Origin of the sequence: Leisingera caerulea DSM 24564, assembly GCF_000473325.1 — a bacterium.
GTDB classification, from domain to species: domain Bacteria; phylum Pseudomonadota; class Alphaproteobacteria; order Rhodobacterales; family Rhodobacteraceae; genus Leisingera; species Leisingera caerulea.
The window spans coordinates 50265-66073 of record NZ_AXBI01000001.1 but is presented as its reverse complement, the minus strand read 5'-3'; the positions used below and the strand labels follow the sequence as shown (position 1 = coordinate 66073).

Below are 15809 nucleotides of genomic sequence, written 5' to 3'. Positions count from 1 at the left end.
TCGACTGAAACATCCTCATCGTCGAGAAACCAAACGAGTTTCCACACACCCTCAGCCCATTGCTGCCATCTCTGCCCTCTCTGGATGCTGCGAGCGCGCTAGGCTGTTCAGCGCAAACGCGACGTTCGTACCTGGCACAGTGCCAGTTCCGCTGCGCGTGCGAAGCATTTGGGCCATACTCTTGAGAGCGGACGCTCGGCGTGATCTTCTGGATTTTGATTGATGTTGGAGGCGTGTGCTGGCTTTGAGTAGTTACCCAGATCGGCAGCTTCCTTATGCTCGTCATAGGTCTCTTCCCTAGGACGGCGGTGTTTGTCGCCTCACCAGTTGGCGCTTGGTCTCTTCTATTTGGTGCTCCGAGCTGCATACTTAATCTGTTTGGCTAAAGCTCCAACTCGCGGCCACCGTTATTCCACTTCCGGCGAATGGAATAGCGGCAGACCTTGGACGGTCGGCACCGCTACATTGGCACATTGCGATGCCGTGATAGGCGTCCACCCCATCGGTTACTGAATAGCAACACTTGTTAACCATCCGGTAAGAATTTCCACCTTGCCCCTTGCTGGGAATCAGCAGTCCCCTTCAAGTGTCGGGCTATTGATTTCCGCCAGCGGCGGCCGCTGGCTTATACCGGTAAGGGGCAATGTTATGACAACTTTTACGTTCAGTGGCGCGCGGGTCGATTTTGTGGACGGCGAACCATCGTCGGTCAGCAACATCGAAGTGCAGGTGACGGTTCCGGATGCCAGCTCGACCTTCACCTATTCCATTATCGGTCGTGACGACGACGGCGTTGCCTATATCGACATGAATGACGATGTCCTTCAGGCGATTGCCGGCGGCGTCAACCTGGACAACCTTGGTTTCGACGCCCTGTCCGACGAGACGCTGATGACGCGGGTTACCTGGTCCGGCGGCACAAGTGTGATCCTGGGTGTCAGCCTGGAAACCGGCGAGAACACCGACACAGAATTTTATCTTGTGATTGACGGGGCCGCGCTGCCGCAAGTGAGCTCACCGGCGGATTGGAATGCCTTCGACGACACCATCTCCGGCATCGCCGACCCCACCGGGGCACTGGCGCCGGGCCAGGTCATCGCGTGGTCGTCGCTGGCCACCACCGGGTCCACCGAAGACGACGAATTCTACGGCACACCGGGCCGTGACACCTATAACGGCGGTGCCGGCGACGACTATTTCGTCAGCTCCGACGGGCGCGACACTTACAACGGCGGCAGCGGCGGCTTTGACCAGGTCGCGTTCACCTGGGACCCCAGCGGTGTCATTGCGCATCTGGGCAAGGGCACCGCGACGGACGGCTGGGGCAGGACCGACACGCTGAAAAGCATCGAGATGCTGCGCGGCTCGGCCCATGACGATAAGCTGACCGGCAACGGAAAAGCCAACTACTTCCGCGGGCTGGAAGGCAACGACACCATCAAGGGCGGCAAGGGCAAGGACGAGGTCCGCTATGACCGCGACGAACGCTATGGCGGCGAGGATGGGGTTACCGTGAACCTGAGCAAAGGCTTTGCCATCGACGGTTTCGGCGACCGAGACACGCTGAGAAGCATCGAACGCGCGCGCGGTTCCGACAGCGGGGATAAGCTCACAGGCAATGGCGGCGGCAACCGCCTGATGGGCGAAGGCGGCAATGACACCCTGTCCGGCAAAGGCGGCGACGACCTTATCCTGGGCGGCGCCGGCCGTGATAAAATCAACGGCGACAGCGGCAACGACGAACTGTTTGGAGATGGCGGCGCCGACCGGTTCATTTTCAAGGGCGCCTTCGGCGACGATACCGTGTCCGATTTCCAGACGAAGGGCCGCAAGGAAAAGATTGATCTGGACGGTGTCAGCAGCATCAAGTCCTTCCGCGATCTGAAGAACAACCACCTGTCCGAAAACGGCGATGGCGATGCTGTGATCAGCGACAACAACGGCAACACGATCACGCTGGACGGGATCGGCATAGCTGACCTGTCGGGCAACGATTTCATTTTCTGACCCGTGCTGCGTGCGGCTCCCGCGATCTTGGGGGCCGCCCCTTTCCGGGGCTTCAAACCGGTGTCGTTCCGGTTTATGGAAAGCAAAACCGTCGCCGCAAAGGATGCCGAGCGGCTCGGATGCCCGTCGACATAGCAAAAAGGCATTGCCAACTTATTTGCACCCGGCTGAATGCGGCCTGCTCCGCGCCCGTCATGCGGTCATCTCGAGTGCGTAGCCGTTCCAAAGATCAAAGGCATCGGATCGGGCGTGGCGGTACGATGTGGCGGTAAGACGATAGCGGCGGGGACGGAAGAACATGTTGATCTGGTCATGTGCGTCCAGAAATCTCTGAGCCTGTCCGGGTGACTTGAACCGCCCCATGAGTTTCTCTCGCTTGCGGGTAGGCCGATGGGATCCTTCGATCCGGTTGTTCAAGCCCTTGTGCGCCCGATGATCAGCATTCGCCACGAGGTTGCGGATCGGCCTGATGTAACTGCGCAGCTTGTCGGTGATCACGACCCGCGGCGCGCCAAACCGGTCGATCAGCCGCTTCAAGAACCGGCTGGCGGCCTTTGCATTACGTTGCTTTTGCACGAGAATGTCGAGCACATTCCCATTCGCGTCGACTGCCCGCCAAAGCCAGAACTTCACGCCATTGATCGGAACAACGACTTCATCCAAGTGCCATTTGTCACTGGCGCCCGGCCTGTCGCGCTTGATGCAATCGGCGAAATGGCGGCCAAACCGGTTCACCCAGTTCCGGACGGTTTCCCGGCTGACCATCACGCCGCGTTCGGCCAGCAGATCCTCGACATCTGCCGTGCTCAGCGCAAACCGATGGTAAGCCCAGACGGCATAGGAGATGATCTCGCGGGGAAAACGAAAGCCCTTCAGGCGTCGAATTGTCGGCACGGTTTTCATGATGACCGCCTATCCCGACGGAACCCCGTGATCAACTTGGCAATGCCCGGCGAATGGGTCTCGGTCTTCGGTGACGCCAAGATGACAACCGCGCTTCTGGATCGCGTAACCCATCACTGCGCAATCATCGAGACAGGCAACACGTCATACCGGTTCGCACAGAGCAAGCGACGCAGAAAAACATAAACGTCGCGCAAGCAAAGACCCCAGACGGACTCGCTATATGAGGGCGGCCCGCCTGGGGCCTTTGCGCCACAAGGGGTGGGTCAAATTCAAACGCTGAAACCGGGTCAGTTTTGAACGCTCATTGACAATACGGCGGGAGGACAGCCGGCCAGGACGGTCGCATTTCCCCGACTAGGGGAAAAAACGAAATTGCAACGAAACCTTGTGCCAAGGACCATTGGCAAACCCGACTTTTCCTGAAGCCTGTTTTTAGCCGCAGTCACAGGCGGTGATGCTGTTCACAAGCTGGCTGGTACCCCGCCCGCCGCTTTCTGCTCAGTAAACCAAGCGCGATGATCAGGGCCGGGGCAGGATGCGCTTTGCATATTCGTAGCCTGCATGGTTTGAGCCGTCTGACAGGCTACTTCAGCATGCCGCGGGCAATGATCGTGCGCTGGATTTCCGAAGATCCCTCATAAATCCGGAAGATCCGCAAGTCGCGCAGGTAGCGTTCCAGGGGGAAGTCGCGAGTATAGCCGTAACCACCGTGAATCTGCAGCGCCCGGTCGGTAATGCGCCAGGCCGCCTCGCTGGCATAGAGCTTGGCAAAGGCCGAGTCCAAGGAATACCGCTCACCGGTGCCACGCTTGCGGGCGGCCTGCAGCCCCAAGGCCCGCGCCGCCGCCAGCTCGGTGGCGCTGTCGGCCAGCATCCATTGCAGCCCCTGGAAATTGCCAATCGGCTGGCCGCCGACCTCGCGTTCCTTGGCATAGGAAACCGCCGCATCCAGCGCCGCGCGGGCGATGCCGGTTGCCTGCGCGGCTACCTCGATGCGGCCATTGTCCAGCACCTTCATCGCGGTTCGGAATCCGGTGCCTTCGTCGCCCAGCCGGTTTTCCGCGGGCACATGGCAGTCAAGGGAGACCGGGAACACATGGCCGCCGCGCAGCCCCATGGTTTCCTCGTGCCTGCCGATCTCCACCCCGTCCGTCTTGCCCGGCTCCACCACAAAGGCGCTGACCCCGCGCGCGCCTGCGCTGCTGTCGGTCTTGGCATAGACCACGATGAAATCCGCGCCGCCCGCGTTCGAGATGAAGCATTTCGAGCCTTTCAGCCGGTAGCCGTCCCCGTCGCGGATGGCGGTGGTGCGCATGTCGGCCGGGTTGGAGCCGGCCATCGGCTCGGTCAAGGCAAAAGCCCCCAGCGCCTCCCCCGATGCGGCGGCCGGCAGCAGCCGCTGCTTCAACGCCTCATCCGCGCCCAGCAGAAGAGAATCCGTCGCCAGAAAATGCGCCGTCAGCATCGACGCAGTTGAGCCGCAGGCGCCGGCTATGGCCTCCACCGCGCAATAGAGCGCAGGACCGGACAGGCCAATGCCGCCATAGGCTTCGGGCAGGTTCATGCCCATGGTGCCCATTTCTGCCAGCGCCGGGCGGTGCAGGGTTGCAAATGTCCCCGCGGCATCGATCGCCGCAGCGGCAGGCGCCAGCACCTCATTCGAAAACCGCTCGATTTGGCCGATGACGGCCTGTTCTTCACTGTTCAGATCACCGCTCATTTGGTCTCTCCTTCCTTCAGCCGATGCAGGATTTCCTCTGTATGCGCCCCCAGTCCCGGGGCTGCCTGACGGCCGCCGCGCGGCGCGGCGCTGAAATGAACCGGCTGTTCCGGCACGCTCAGCGTGCCGAGCGCGGGATGGGTGACGGGCGTTGCCAGCTCCCGCGCCTGCGCCTGCGGCGACGCCCAGGCCTCCGGCACCGAACTCAGGGCCGCGGCCGGGATACCCTCCTCGGACAGCAGCGCGGCGACGCTCTGCACGTCCCGGACCGCGGCCCAGCTTTCGATATGCTGCGCCAGCGCCGGCTCATTCTGCCGCCGCTGGCTGTCGCTGGCGAACCGCGGATCCTCCGCCAGTTCCGGCGCGCCGATGGCCGCCGCGAACTTTGCAAACAGCCGGTCGTTCAGCACCGCGACGGTAAAACTGCCGTCCCTGGCCGGATAGGTGCCAAAGGGCGCCGACAGCGCGTGCTTGCTGCCGGTCCGCTTCGGCGTCTCCCCGGCCATCAGCGCCCGGCAGGCCAGCACCGGCATCATCGACACCAGCGAATCGTACAGCGCCAGGTCGACATGCCGCCCCCGGCCGCTTCGGGCGCGGTCGAACAGCGCCACCATCGCCCCGAAGGCCGCGAACAGGCCGCCCGCCACATCGGCAAAGGCGTCCCCGGCCATCATCGGCGGGCCGTCCTCGGCGCCGGTCACGTCCATCAGCCCGCTCATCGCCTGGATGATGATGTCATAGGCCGGCAGCATCCGGTTCGGGCCGGTCTGGCCGAACCCGGACACCGAGACATAGACCAGCTGCGGACAGGCCGCGCACAATGCCTCCCGGCCCAGCCCGAACCGCTCCATCACGCCGGGGCGGAAATTCTCGATCAAAACATCGCTCTCCGCCGCCAGCGCCCGGGCCGCCGCCGCGCCTTCTGCGGATTTCAGGTCCAGAACGATGGATTTCTTGCCGCGATTCACCGACTGGAACAGCAGGCTTTCGCCGTCCCTGAAGGGGCCGATGTGGCGGTAGTCATCGCCCGCGGGCGGTTCCACCTTGATCACTTCCGCGCCAAGGTCGGCCATCAGCGCGGTGCAGTAGGGACCGGCCAGAACGCGGGAAAAGTCCAGCACCCGGACCCCCTCCAGCGGCCTGCGGCCTGCGGTGGCGTTATTGTCGAACATGCTTCCCCCATCAATTGCTTGCTGCAGGATAGCGTCCATTGAGATATATCAGGAAATACAGGATCTGTATAAAGGGTATTCCAACTTGAATATACCATTGAACTTCCGCCAGGTCGAAGTCCTGCTGGCCGTGGCCGACACCGGCAGCACCGCGGCGGCCAGCCGCGCGCTGAACACCTCGCAGCCCTCGGTGTCGCTGGCCATCGCCCGCTGCGAGGAGGTGTTCGGCCAGAAGCTCTTTGTCCGCATCCCCGGCCGCGGGATGGAGCTGACGGCGTTCGGGCAGCATAAGGTTGCCCAGCTGCGCGAACTGGAGAAGCAGGCGCGCTGGGTGCTGAGCGGCGGCGAAGGGACGCCGGAGTTCCTGAACCTTGGTGTGTTTTCCACCCTGGGCCCCCGCTATGCGCCGCAGCTAGTGCGCCGCTTCATGGACACCCGCCCCGGCGCGGAGATCCGCATCCTCGAAGGAGACTTGCAAACGCTGTTCGACTGGCTCAGCGAAGGCCGGATCGACCTCGCGCTGCTCTATGATTTCGGGGTTCCGTCGGATTTCGCCATCATTCCGCTGATGGCCGCCGAACCCTATGCGCTGCTGCCGCCGGGGCACAGGCTGGCCCGTCAGCCCGGCGTCAGCGCCGAAGACCTGGCGCAGGAGCCAATCATCCTGATGAACCTGCCGCACAGCCGCGGCTATTTCCTGTCCCTGCTGCAGAACGCTAGGTTTCCGGTGCGGGTGGCCCAAGAGACCGGCTCGATCGAGATGCTGCGGTCGATGGTGGCCAACGGGTTCGGCGCCGGCCTGCTGGCCACCGACCTGCCTGACGGGTTGTGCTATGATGGCAATCCGGTCGTCCGGGTGCCGCTCTCCGGCCATCCGCCGCCGCATCAAATTGCACTTGCCCATCGCGGCGCCGCGCTGAAACAGCCTGTCATCCAGGCGTTCACCGCCTTTGCCAAAGCCTTCTTCGCCCCGCTGGACTAAGCGCCCGGCAGTCCCGGCACCAGACCAGCGACAGTGGAAACCGGCCCTGCCGCTTGACGCGCGGCGCGGCCCGGCCCACCCTAACGCGCAGATTGCAGGCGGCGTGACCGCTTGCACGGCACAGGAGAAACGCAGATGACGACTTTCGCTGCTGCAACCCCCCTCTGCGGCCTGCTGGGCAGCGATTACCCCATCCTCCTGGCGGGCATGGGCGGCGTGTCCCGCTGGGAACTGGCCGCCGCCGTGACCAATGCCGGCGGCTTCGGCATGCTGGGCATGGTGCGCGAAAGCCCGGCTCTGATCACCGAGGAGGTCACCCGGCTCAGGGCCGCCACAGACCGCCCCTTTGCGGTGAATGTGATCCCTGCGGCAACCGAACCCGCCCTGCTCGATGCGCAGATCGGGTGCTGCCTCGATCTCGGCGTTCCCGTCTTTACCTTCTTCTGGGATGTCATGCCCGAAACCGTGGCCCGGGTAAAAGCGGCGGGCCGCCTGGTTCTGCACCAGGTCGGCACCGTTGAGGCCGCGCGCGCCGCAGAGGCCGCCGGCGCCGACGTGATCATCGCCCAGGGCATCGAGGCCGGCGGCCATGTCCACGGCCGTCATCCGCTCCGCGGCCTGACGGAAGAAATCCTGGAAGCGGTGTCTATCCCGGTCGTCGCTTCGGGCGGCCTGTCCACCGGCGGGGATCTGGCCGCTTTCTTGGCCATGGGCGCCGCCGGGATCCAGTGCGGCACCGCCTTTCTTGCAACGGCTGAATCCTTTGCTTACCGCTACCACAAGGACCGCGTTGCCGCCGCCACCGGCGCCGACACCGTCCTGACCGATGTCTTCGTGCTGAACTGGCCCGCGGGCGCGGCGGTGCGGGTGCTGGAGAACAGCGTCACCAAGGCGCTCGGCGGCGCCTATATGGGCCACGATCCCGACGCTCTCCCGCGTGAGGAAATCGCTTGGGACGGCAGCCAGCCGCGGCTGCGGTACAGCACCGATTCCCCGCTGCGCACCACCACCGGCGACCTCGAGGCGATGGCCCTGTTTGCAGGCCAGGGGGCGGGCGCCATCCGCGGGATCGTGCCGGCAGCCGAGCGTATCGCGGACATCATCAGCGGCGCAGAGCATGTCCTCGGACGGCCCCTCTCGCCCCGCAGCGGAGCAACCGGATGAGCAAGCCCCCCAGCACCCCGCCCGCCGCCAAGGGCTACGCTTCTTCGCCCTGCATGGCGGAGGAAACTGGCCTTTACGATCCCCAGGCCGCCGCCGCCCGGCACGCCGCGGACATTGCCCGCTGGCGCAAGTCCGAACGCAGCCGGCTGCGCGCGGAACGGCTCGCCCTGACGGTTGCCGAACGCCAGGCGGCCGGGGACGCGCTGTCCGGGCATTTGCGGCAGCTGCTCCGGTCCCGGTTCGGCGGCGCGGACGGGCACGTCATCTCCTTCTACTGGCCGATCAAGGGCGAACCCAATCTGCGCCCGCTGATGGCGGAGCTGCACGCCGGGGGCGCCACGATTGCCCTGCCCATTGTCGAGACCAAGGCCGCGCCGCTGGTGTTCCGCCTGTGGACGCCGGAAACCCGGTTGGTGCGCGGCGACTGGAACATCCCGGTTCCGCCGCCCGAAGCGCCGGCGCTGACCCCCGGCATCGTCCTTGCTCCGCTGGTGGGCTGGGCGCCCGGCGGCTACCGGCTGGGCTATGGCGGCGGCTATTTCGACCGCACCCTGGCGGCCCTGGCGCCGCGCCCCTTTGCCATCGGCATCGGGCTGGACAGCGCGGAGCTTCAGACAATCCATCCGCAGCCGCATGACATTCCGCTGGATGTCGTTTTGACTGAATCTGGCGAGCGGCTGGGGTACTAAGATGTCTTTTCATAGCCACAGCGGTTCTGAACTTTGGTTCACGTTTTCCCGCCATCGCAGCGGCGGGAAAGTTGGAGCAGGCTTAGAAATCACTGGGGGACGGTATTAGCCAACTGTATCATTTGCCTGACTGTCAGGCGTCGATAGCTCCGGTTCCGTGCGCGGATCCAACCCCATGGCAACTGGCGATATATCAGGAAGCGGCACAAACTTCTCTCGTCCATCGGCGGGCAATTCGGGCCCCGCCTTGACGCTGAAAAGGACAAAAATCGCGTACGCTATCGCGATGGCGGATTCGAACAGGAAGAACGAAGAAGGGCCGTAAACCGCCATGAGCGCCGATGCGAACAGCGGGCCGATTGTCGCTCCGATGGAATAAACCATCAACAGACGCCCAGATGCCGCGACATAATATTTCCGGTCCAGCCGATCGAAAGTTTGCGCAACGCATAGCGGATAGACGCTGCTGATTGCGCCGCCAAACGCCAATGCCATGACCATCAAGACGGCCAATGGTACCCCATTTGCAATCGAACCCGACAATAGCCCCCATGACGCTCCGACGCCGATCAGCATACAGGACATGACAATACGACGATCAAACTTGTCAGCCAGAATGCCGACGGGCATCTGAAAGCCAAGCCCCCCAAGCACAACGACACTCATGAACAGGGCAGCTTCCGTCACGCTCATGCCGATTTGGCGGGCAAAGACGACACCCATCGCATAGAATGAGCCAACAAGCATTCCGGCGACACCCGCGCCAACCACGCCAACCCGTGACGCCTCGTATAGCTTTTTCACGCCCAGAACGCGAAGCTCGCCGAGGTTTGGTTCACCAAGTCCCGTGAGGGCTATGGGCATAAGCGACAACCCGATCAGGGCCGAAGCGATCAGCAGATGGTCATCGCCGCTCACCGGGGCGACGTTTATTAAAGTCTGGCCCAGTGCAATCGCAAGGTAGAAAGTCAGCATGTAAGACCCAAGCACGCGGCCGCGGGTTTCGTTGCTGCTGCGGTCATTAAGCCAGCTCTCGATCGAGGTTGTCATCCCGGCGATACAGAAGCCGTTGACAATCCGAAAAATTATCCATGCAAACGGGTTAAAGAAGAACGCATAGGCAAGGCACGTTGCGGCGGTCAGCGCCGCAAAAGTCGAGAAGGCGCGGATATGTCCGATCCGGAGGATGACGTGTTTGGCTTTGAATCCTCCAAAGGCCAGTCCCAGATAATATGCCGCCATGATCATACCGGTTAATGCCACCGGATAGTCTGCCGCTTCCATGCGAAGCGGCAGCACAACGCCAAGCAGGCTGTTCCCAGCCATGAAAGCGACCGTGCCGCCAAGGAGGGATTTTACAGGGGCCAGCAGCCTGCGAAGGTTAGGGGCCATGGATCGGTCCGGGATCTATTTTCTCCTTCTGACGGTTCAGGCCGTTTTTAAGTCTCTGTATAGCGAAAATCGACGCTTGCAGGAACCGTGTGATGCAAAAGCCCCGGCCATGGCCAGGGCTGATCTGCTGCTATCCGCTGTAACTGGGTGCGTCTACGCAGCCGTGGCGCGGAGCATCCAGGCGGCTTTCTCGTGAAATGCCGCGCGTTCGGTTGCGAGATCTGCTGTCACAGGATCTTTTGCGGCTTCTGCGGTCTCGACAAGGGCGCGCATGTGCTGAGCCAGCCTTTCATGGTCGGACAGAAGATCCCTGACCATTTCGTTCGCTGAAAGTTTCGCATAGGGATCCTGTCAGCCTGGTCCTGCGACCAGTGCCGCCGGATTCACCGAAGCGGGCTTACCCAGCGCCCTTATCCTTTCGGCCAGCACATCCGCCGCGGCGAACATGTCGGTGTATTGAGTCTCGGTCATCTCGTGGATTTAGAAAAACAGCGGGCCCGTCACATTCCAATGGTAGGTATGGGATTTCAGGACCAGCCGGTAAGTCTCCGCCAGGACCTCGGACAGCGCCTCCGTTACGGACGCAGTGTTCGGAATATCAGCCTTGGCATGTTCGGCTGACGGGTTTTGTTTCAGTTTAGTGGTCATAGGTGCCCCCTTGATAGAGTGGTAAGGATTGTTGGCCGTGGACTGGCCGGGTTGACGGTTCTGTTGTCAGCGCGCGCGGGCTGCGAGCCTCTGCCGGGCGGCAGATCAACACGTCGCAGGCGGCATCGCGCAGCAATCGCTGCGTGACACTGCCGGTAAACGCACACCGGATCAGACTGGACCGGTTAGGCCCCAGCGTGATCAGGTCCGTATCCGGGCTCTGCGTCACACGAATGAGTTCTTCCGCCGGGTCGCCGCGAAGCACCTGCCATTCTAAGCCGTGCCTTAGCCCGGCCGTGAGCGAGCCCAGGCGTTTTTCGGCCTCGTCGGCCAGAGCGTCGCGGTGGGCGGTTAGTTCTGTCTGAGCCAACCCGACGCGCAGCATCGCCGCTTCAAGCTGAGGCGGAACCTTGACTGCCTGAACCAGTTCCAGCGCGGCATCGGGCAACAGGCTTGTCACGACAGTCAAGACATCTGGCACATAGTCAGGGCCGTCAACCGCGAGAATGACACGGCCGTAGGGTTTACCGGATGCCTGTTTCACAATCAGAACCGGAACAGTGCCAGCAGCGAGTACTGCCTGTGTCGTCGAACCAAGCAGCTTTTCGAGGATCCGGGTTTTTTGGTTTGCCCGCATCACGACAAGTTCAGGTGCGAACTCATCGCAGATCTCGACAAGCCGCTGGGCGGGCGATCCGGCTTCGATGCGTATCTCAGTGCCGGCCGTGCCGATGCCGTTCCGGCGCAATGCCGCTACGATCCGGCCGCGGGCTGCGAAGTCCGACTGGCAACGAAAAGTATCGGCCAGCGCCCGGGCCACTGCATGGTCGGGCAGCTCCATCACATGAACGATGGTCAGCACTGCTCCAAGCCGGTTTGCTATTTCAAAACCGCGCACCAACACGGCGTCGTCTTGCGGAAACCGCTCCACTGCCGCAAGGATTCGTGTCGCTATCATGGTCCTTTCTCCTGACTACATCTGGCCTGCCGATTGGCACTTTCGGATGTGGCATGCCGATTTTTACATCTGCCCTGAAGCAATAATCCCGCCTAAGGCGGCCGCATGGGCCTCCTTGGCCAACCTCGTGACGGCTTTAACACCGAGTCTGTCTGATCCTTTCAGACCGAAACTGGTTTGCGGGCCGTCGCCGCCTGCAGCTCCGCGCCGCAGACAGAAGTCGCCTGCCGTCCGCCGTCATCGTCCCACCGGACGATACACTCGGCACTTGGCACCTGTGCCCTTGGGCATGCAGCACGCACAGGCTCGGTTTGAAACAGTGCAGGAAACAATTCCTCGAAGTCGGCATTGCAGATCATCATCGGTGTATCCCTTTCATGGACAGTATTGGACACTTGTGATTGCGCGAGCCTACGCGCCACCAGCGCCGGTGGCGGGCAGGCTCGCGTATGCACGCCGTCTGCAGATACACGATTTTAGCGTCCTTCGACCGGTCGTTGCCCGGCCCGACTGGCTTCAGACCCAGTTCACGGTCGTCAAATTCTGCGACCAAGTTCTGAATCTCACCGCGATAAACGCCAATATCACGCAGAAGCCGGTCGTCCATAGATTGGAGCGCATCAATCATGCTGCTGCGCCTCCAATGCCGTACCGCGGCGCGCAGCATTCTTCGAATGGCATCGCCGCCAGCTTTAGCCCGCCGCTTCAGCTGCGCATGAACATAAGGCACGGGGGGTGCAGTGTAGTTTCGATGTGAAAAATATGGATACAACATGTCGTTCTCCCGCTCGGAGGTGTTGAGATCGCAACCTGGACCCCGGCATGGCAGTACCCCTCGGCTGACAAACCACTGAGGATAGATCCGGAGACGCAAAGGCAGGTGCCGTTAGTTTTGTCGTGAGAGACAGATATAAACCCCGAAGCGTGGATAGGCGCGAAGAGCCACCCCGCCCGGGGTTACCGGCGGTTCAGTAGATTTCCTGCGAAGCGCAGAAACCTCGTATGAAGGCTGAACAACAACATGGTTCTGATGTTGCCACACTGAAGGATCTTTTCAAGCCGGAGGCATCGGGTGCGACCTTTTGGCCTGAAGCAGCGCTTTCCGGCCCGTTCCAGCGCAAAGCAACCGCCCGGGATTGACTAATTTACATACCGTACCTAATTCACCAGCATGTTGGTTCACCGAGATCATATACGGCTTGTGTTCCTGAACCGCCCGTTTCCCGGGGCGGCATAGGCGCGACTGCGCCTTTAATTCCCCCCGGGGCTCCTCAAATTCCTGAACGGTAACTGACGCATCGCCGTCGGCGGAGATGCTATGATCTATAGTCATGGCAGCCGAAGTATCGCTACCGCCGCAGGCACATCTCATCCCATTTTCCACCTTGCCCGACGCAGGCAGACAGAAGCCGAACCGCTCCTGACGGAACGCCCTGCAGCGCCCCGCCCCTTTTTCTCTCCGGCCATCAACAAAGGATCAGACCCATGTCTACCGCTATGACCAAGGCACCCAGCACGTCCCATACTGATCAGCCGCATATCATAATAAATGCTGACGAGCTTTCCCACATCGAGGCGCTTGCTGAAGGCGCGTTCAGCCGCAATCCGGCGCTTGCCGATCGTCTTCTGGACGAACTGAGCCGCGCCCGGATCCTTCCGCCTGAGCGGATGCCCGGGGATGTGATCGGGATCGGCAGCCGCGTCGTTTTCAGAGACGAGGCGACCGGCCAGGAGAGAACCGTCACACTTGTCTATCCTGAGGAGGCTGATATCGCGCGTCAGCGGGTTTCGGTGATGACACCGGTCGGTGTCGCGCTGCTGGGACTGTCCGAAGGCGCTGCTTTTCACTGGGACACACGTAATCGCCAGCGCCGGATGCTGACGGTGATCCGTGTGGAAGATACGTCTGACCCCGATAGCCAGTAACGCTTCGGTGTTTTTTGAAGCATGGCGAGGCGTTACGCCATGCCGCAGCTCTCCTGGAGGGCCAAGCTGACCTGATGTGGTCTGCAGGCCGCCATCCGGGTGACATGCAATCAACAGGCATCAATGCCATCCATCAACTGTTTCTTTGGAGTCCGCGAAATGGCCTGCGTCGGCTATTGCGCAATTTGCGTAAACTATAATGAAACCCTGCCGCGAACAGCTGCAGGGCGCGGGGTCCGGTCATGAGCGTGAAGCAGCATATCCGCCGGCTTCTGTGGCCGACCCTGTTGACGCTAATTTGCTTTGGGCTGCTCCTGTCGCCATCGTGGCCGGCCGGATTTTTTAACGATAGCGAAACCCTTTTGCCCGCTGTCACTGCGCTGGCTTATTTTGCAGCGGCGTGGCTCGTTAGCCGGATCACGTCCCTAGCGCTTGATCAGGCGGCAGTGCGGCGGCGGCCCTACCCGCGGCTGCTCAAAGATATAATTGCGGCACTGCTGTTTCTGATTGCTTTTGCCGCAACGGTGTCGCTGTTCATGGGGCAAGGTGCGTTCGGCGCGCTTGCAGGCTCCGGTCTGGTACTGGCGCTGCTTGGGTTTGCGATCCGCAACGTCGTGGCCGACACGCTGTCGGGAATTGCCCTTGGTGTCGAAGGGCCGTTCCGTATCGGCGACTGGATCGATATCGACGGGCTAGCGCGCGGCAAGGTGATCGAGATCGGCTGGCGCACCACGCGCCTTTTGACCCGTGACCGCACCTATATGATCCTGCCCAACAGCCAGATCGCACGGCAGCGCATTACCAACTACTCTGCGCCCAAGCCGGAATACCGCGCCCAGGTCAACATCGTGCTGGATCATAGCATGCCAATCGACCGTGCGCGTGAGGTGATGCTGGAAGCCCTGAGGGGTGCGAAACTTATCCAATTGGATCCTGCGCCGGACGTGCGTGTTCTGGCTTACGAAGAAGGTGGTATTACCTACGCGCTACGCTATTGGCTGTCACGGTTCGACCGCGATATCGACTGCCGCGACGAGGTTTTCACTCTTGTGGACGAGGCGCTGCGCAATGCCGGAACCATCGCCCCCTATCGCCGGATAGAGGTGATCCCGGCCGCGTCATCCGGCGACACGTAGCGCCCTTCATCCTTCACTGACCGCGTTTTGGCCGCAGTCAGGAGGACGCATTCGGGGCAACCTGCCAAAACCGCTGCAACTGGCACGCGACAATTTAGTGATCCCTTCTGGCAAGGGACCACCGGGGCGTACCGCCAAGCGATAAGCGCATATCGGAGCGGTAGGACCGTTGACAGATCAGAGGGTATGTCTGATTCTCCTCCTATGTTGCTACATGAGAATCATTTTCGATTTCTTCTACTGAACCGCCCGGATCCCCGGGTGGTTTGCGTGCGGGCATAGATCCAACCACCCGGGGCTGCTCAATTCCTTGAGACAAGCAAAGGAGCCCTCGTACGCTCCGGGAGGAAGACCATGTTCAGGCCTTGGCCTCACAACCCCATGCACAGCAGAGCTTTTGTTCGATCATTGGCAGAAGGCGCGCCCGTTGGCTTTCGCTTCGCCCTAACCGTTGCCGATCGTGTCGGCATCGAGCGCCTTCTGAGCCATGGGAATCTGAAAGGTTCCGCGAACCCTGAACTGCTTGCCGGATTCCTGCGGCACAAACTCCGCATTTCACGCGGGGCGCCGGAACCTGCGCCGGAGGACCTTGTTACTGCAGGGTGCGAGGTCGCCTACATGACAAATGACAGGGTCATCCGATCAGGTTTGCTTACCTTTGATCCTAACCCAAATGCGGAACACTTGCCTGTCGAAACACTTCTTGGCGCAACGCTGATTGGTATGCAAATGCTACAGAAAGCGCCGCTGCTGAGGGACAACGGAGATATTGATGCTGTCGTCGTCATCGATGTAAACCAGACGCTTGGCAGGGCAAATGCCCCACACCAGTAGCATCGGTTTCCACGTGAAATCTCAACTCTCGGAAAGCCGCCCGGTTACCCATTGTTTCGGGCCCTATTTGCAGCACGCTTTTTGCCTAAATGCTCCAAGAATGCGCTTGGCTCTCGTCGTGCCGAGCACAGGGAAGTGCGGCGCTATGCTTATAATCTTTGTACCACCCGATTGGGCGCGCGGAACCCTGGGCAATTCACCCGGCTGCTGAGTTTCGGTTCTCCACTCCCCGGATTGGGATCAAGCGTAACCCAAGCAATTCCGAGCCGCTCGCA

At 61.6% G+C, this 15809-nt stretch carries 15 protein-coding genes and 2 pseudogenes; 9 read left to right on the top strand and 8 right to left on the bottom strand.

Going from position 1 to position 15809, the window contains the following annotated elements:
• Positions 1-648 precede the first annotated feature (648 nt).
• Positions 649-2007 (top strand): calcium-binding protein, encoded by a 1359-nt coding sequence (locus CAER_RS28640; protein WP_051357612.1) that lies wholly within the window; start codon positions 649-651, stop codon positions 2005-2007.
• A gap of 192 nt (positions 2008-2199) precedes the next feature.
• On the opposite strand, the gene CAER_RS0100345 is transcribed toward CAER_RS28640, so the two are convergent.
• Positions 2200-2910, bottom strand: a complete 711-nt coding sequence (locus CAER_RS0100345; protein ID WP_008335478.1) for an IS6 family transposase — start codon at positions 2908-2910, stop codon at positions 2200-2202.
• Between the two features lie 48 nt (positions 2911-2958).
• Here CAER_RS0100345 and CAER_RS29050 point away from each other — a divergent pair.
• Positions 2959-3096: pseudogene (locus CAER_RS29050) on the top strand (ATP-binding protein); the annotation flags it as partial.
• A 400-nt stretch (positions 3097-3496) separates the two neighbouring features.
• Here CAER_RS29050 and CAER_RS0100340 read toward each other — a convergent pair.
• Positions 3497-4633: an acyl-CoA dehydrogenase family protein gene (locus CAER_RS0100340; RefSeq protein WP_027233559.1), complete on the bottom strand. Its 1137-nt coding sequence runs from the start codon at positions 4631-4633 to the stop codon at positions 3497-3499.
• Positions 4630-5805: a CaiB/BaiF CoA transferase family protein gene (locus CAER_RS0100335; protein ID WP_036796618.1), complete on the bottom strand. Its 1176-nt coding sequence runs from the start codon at positions 5803-5805 to the stop codon at positions 4630-4632. Before CAER_RS0100335 ends, CAER_RS0100340 begins: the two co-directional genes overlap by 4 nt.
• An 85-nt stretch (positions 5806-5890) precedes the next feature.
• Between CAER_RS0100335 and CAER_RS0100330 the strand changes: the two genes are divergently transcribed.
• From CAER_RS0100330 to CAER_RS27000, 3 genes are all read left to right on the top strand, one after another.
• Positions 5891-6787 (top strand): LysR family transcriptional regulator, encoded by an 897-nt coding sequence (locus CAER_RS0100330; RefSeq protein ID WP_027233557.1) that lies wholly within the window; start codon positions 5891-5893, stop codon positions 6785-6787.
• 135 nt (positions 6788-6922) lie between these two features.
• Entirely contained in the window at positions 6923-7951 is a 1029-nt protein-coding gene (locus tag CAER_RS0100325; RefSeq protein WP_027233556.1) for an NAD(P)H-dependent flavin oxidoreductase, read from the top strand.
• The gene (locus tag CAER_RS27000) at positions 7948-8640 is read left to right on the top strand and encodes a 5-formyltetrahydrofolate cyclo-ligase (protein WP_036796617.1); all 693 of its coding nucleotides are present in this window, start codon (positions 7948-7950) and stop codon (positions 8638-8640) included. Before CAER_RS0100325 ends, CAER_RS27000 begins: the two co-directional genes overlap by 4 nt.
• 105 nt (positions 8641-8745) lie before the next feature.
• On the opposite strand, the gene CAER_RS26995 is transcribed toward CAER_RS27000, so the two are convergent.
• The 5 genes and pseudogenes from CAER_RS26995 to CAER_RS29045 form a co-directional block, all read right to left on the bottom strand.
• Positions 8746-10032, bottom strand: a complete 1287-nt coding sequence (locus CAER_RS26995; protein ID WP_036796616.1) for an MFS transporter — start codon at positions 10030-10032, stop codon at positions 8746-8748.
• 153 nt (positions 10033-10185) lie between these two features.
• Positions 10186-10356 (bottom strand): annotated as a pseudogene (locus CAER_RS30395) (ferritin-like domain-containing protein); the annotation flags it as partial.
• A gap of 156 nt (positions 10357-10512) precedes the next feature.
• Positions 10513-10680, bottom strand: coding sequence for a hypothetical protein (locus CAER_RS30390; protein WP_245597299.1), 168 nt, complete (start codon positions 10678-10680; stop codon positions 10513-10515).
• Positions 10670-11638, bottom strand: a complete 969-nt coding sequence (locus CAER_RS0100300; protein WP_027233555.1) for a universal stress protein — start codon at positions 11636-11638, stop codon at positions 10670-10672. The genes CAER_RS30390 and CAER_RS0100300 overlap by 11 nt, the downstream gene beginning before the upstream one ends.
• Positions 11639-11996: 358 nt before the next feature.
• Positions 11997-12413, bottom strand: a complete 417-nt coding sequence (locus tag CAER_RS29045; RefSeq protein WP_084299292.1) for a DUF1127 domain-containing protein — start codon at positions 12411-12413, stop codon at positions 11997-11999.
• A gap of 227 nt (positions 12414-12640) precedes the next feature.
• Here CAER_RS29045 and CAER_RS29440 point away from each other — a divergent pair, with 227 nt between their 5' ends.
• The 4 genes from CAER_RS29440 to CAER_RS29040 all read left to right on the top strand — a co-directional run bounded on the left by CAER_RS29440 (position 12641) and on the right by CAER_RS29040 (position 15534).
• Positions 12641-12778 carry a hypothetical protein gene (locus CAER_RS29440; RefSeq protein WP_154667597.1) on the top strand — a complete coding sequence of 46 codons (138 nt, stop codon included), beginning with the start codon at positions 12641-12643 and terminating at the stop codon, positions 12776-12778.
• Positions 12779-13123: 345 nt separating this feature from the next.
• Positions 13124-13564 (top strand): nucleoside diphosphate kinase regulator, encoded by a 441-nt coding sequence (gene rnk / locus CAER_RS0100280; protein ID WP_051357611.1) that lies wholly within the window; start codon positions 13124-13126, stop codon positions 13562-13564.
• Between the two features lie 242 nt (positions 13565-13806).
• The gene (locus CAER_RS26985; RefSeq protein WP_051357610.1) at positions 13807-14700 is read left to right on the top strand and encodes a mechanosensitive ion channel family protein; all 894 of its coding nucleotides are present in this window, start codon (positions 13807-13809) and stop codon (positions 14698-14700) included.
• A 381-nt stretch (positions 14701-15081) separates the two neighbouring features.
• Positions 15082-15534 (top strand): hypothetical protein, encoded by a 453-nt coding sequence (locus CAER_RS29040; protein ID WP_084299290.1) that lies wholly within the window; start codon positions 15082-15084, stop codon positions 15532-15534.
• Positions 15535-15809: the final 275 nt, after the last annotated feature.

What these genes read in the sequence shown, in the direction of transcription:
- CAER_RS0100345 (WP_008335478.1), bottom strand. Translation starts at nt 2,910, where the DNA reads ATGAAAACCGTGCCGACAATTCGACGCCTGAAGGGCTTTCGTTTTCCC.
- CAER_RS0100325 (WP_027233556.1), top strand. Translation starts at nt 6,923, where the DNA reads ATGACGACTTTCGCTGCTGCAACCCCCCTCTGCGGCCTGCTGGGCAGC.
- CAER_RS27000 (WP_036796617.1), top strand. Translation starts at nt 7,948, where the DNA reads ATGAGCAAGCCCCCCAGCACCCCGCCCGCCGCCAAGGGCTACGCTTCT.
- CAER_RS0100340 (WP_027233559.1), bottom strand. Translation starts at nt 4,633, where the DNA reads ATGAGCGGTGATCTGAACAGTGAAGAACAGGCCGTCATCGGCCAAATC.
- CAER_RS26995 (WP_036796616.1), bottom strand. Translation starts at nt 10,032, where the DNA reads ATGGCCCCTAACCTTCGCAGGCTGCTGGCCCCTGTAAAATCCCTCCTT.
- CAER_RS28640 (WP_051357612.1), top strand. Translation starts at nt 649, where the DNA reads ATGACAACTTTTACGTTCAGTGGCGCGCGGGTCGATTTTGTGGACGGC.
- CAER_RS29440 (WP_154667597.1), top strand. Translation starts at nt 12,641, where the DNA reads ATGAAGGCTGAACAACAACATGGTTCTGATGTTGCCACACTGAAGGAT.
- CAER_RS0100335 (WP_036796618.1), bottom strand. Translation starts at nt 5,805, where the DNA reads ATGTTCGACAATAACGCCACCGCAGGCCGCAGGCCGCTGGAGGGGGTC.
- rnk (WP_051357611.1), top strand. Translation starts at nt 13,124, where the DNA reads ATGTCTACCGCTATGACCAAGGCACCCAGCACGTCCCATACTGATCAG.
- CAER_RS29040 (WP_084299290.1), top strand. Translation starts at nt 15,082, where the DNA reads ATGCACAGCAGAGCTTTTGTTCGATCATTGGCAGAAGGCGCGCCCGTT.
- CAER_RS26985 (WP_051357610.1), top strand. Translation starts at nt 13,807, where the DNA reads ATGAGCGTGAAGCAGCATATCCGCCGGCTTCTGTGGCCGACCCTGTTG.
- CAER_RS0100300 (WP_027233555.1), bottom strand. Translation starts at nt 11,638, where the DNA reads ATGATAGCGACACGAATCCTTGCGGCAGTGGAGCGGTTTCCGCAAGAC.
- CAER_RS29045 (WP_084299292.1), bottom strand. Translation starts at nt 12,413, where the DNA reads ATGTTGTATCCATATTTTTCACATCGAAACTACACTGCACCCCCCGTG.
- CAER_RS30390 (WP_245597299.1), bottom strand. Translation starts at nt 10,680, where the DNA reads ATGACCACTAAACTGAAACAAAACCCGTCAGCCGAACATGCCAAGGCT.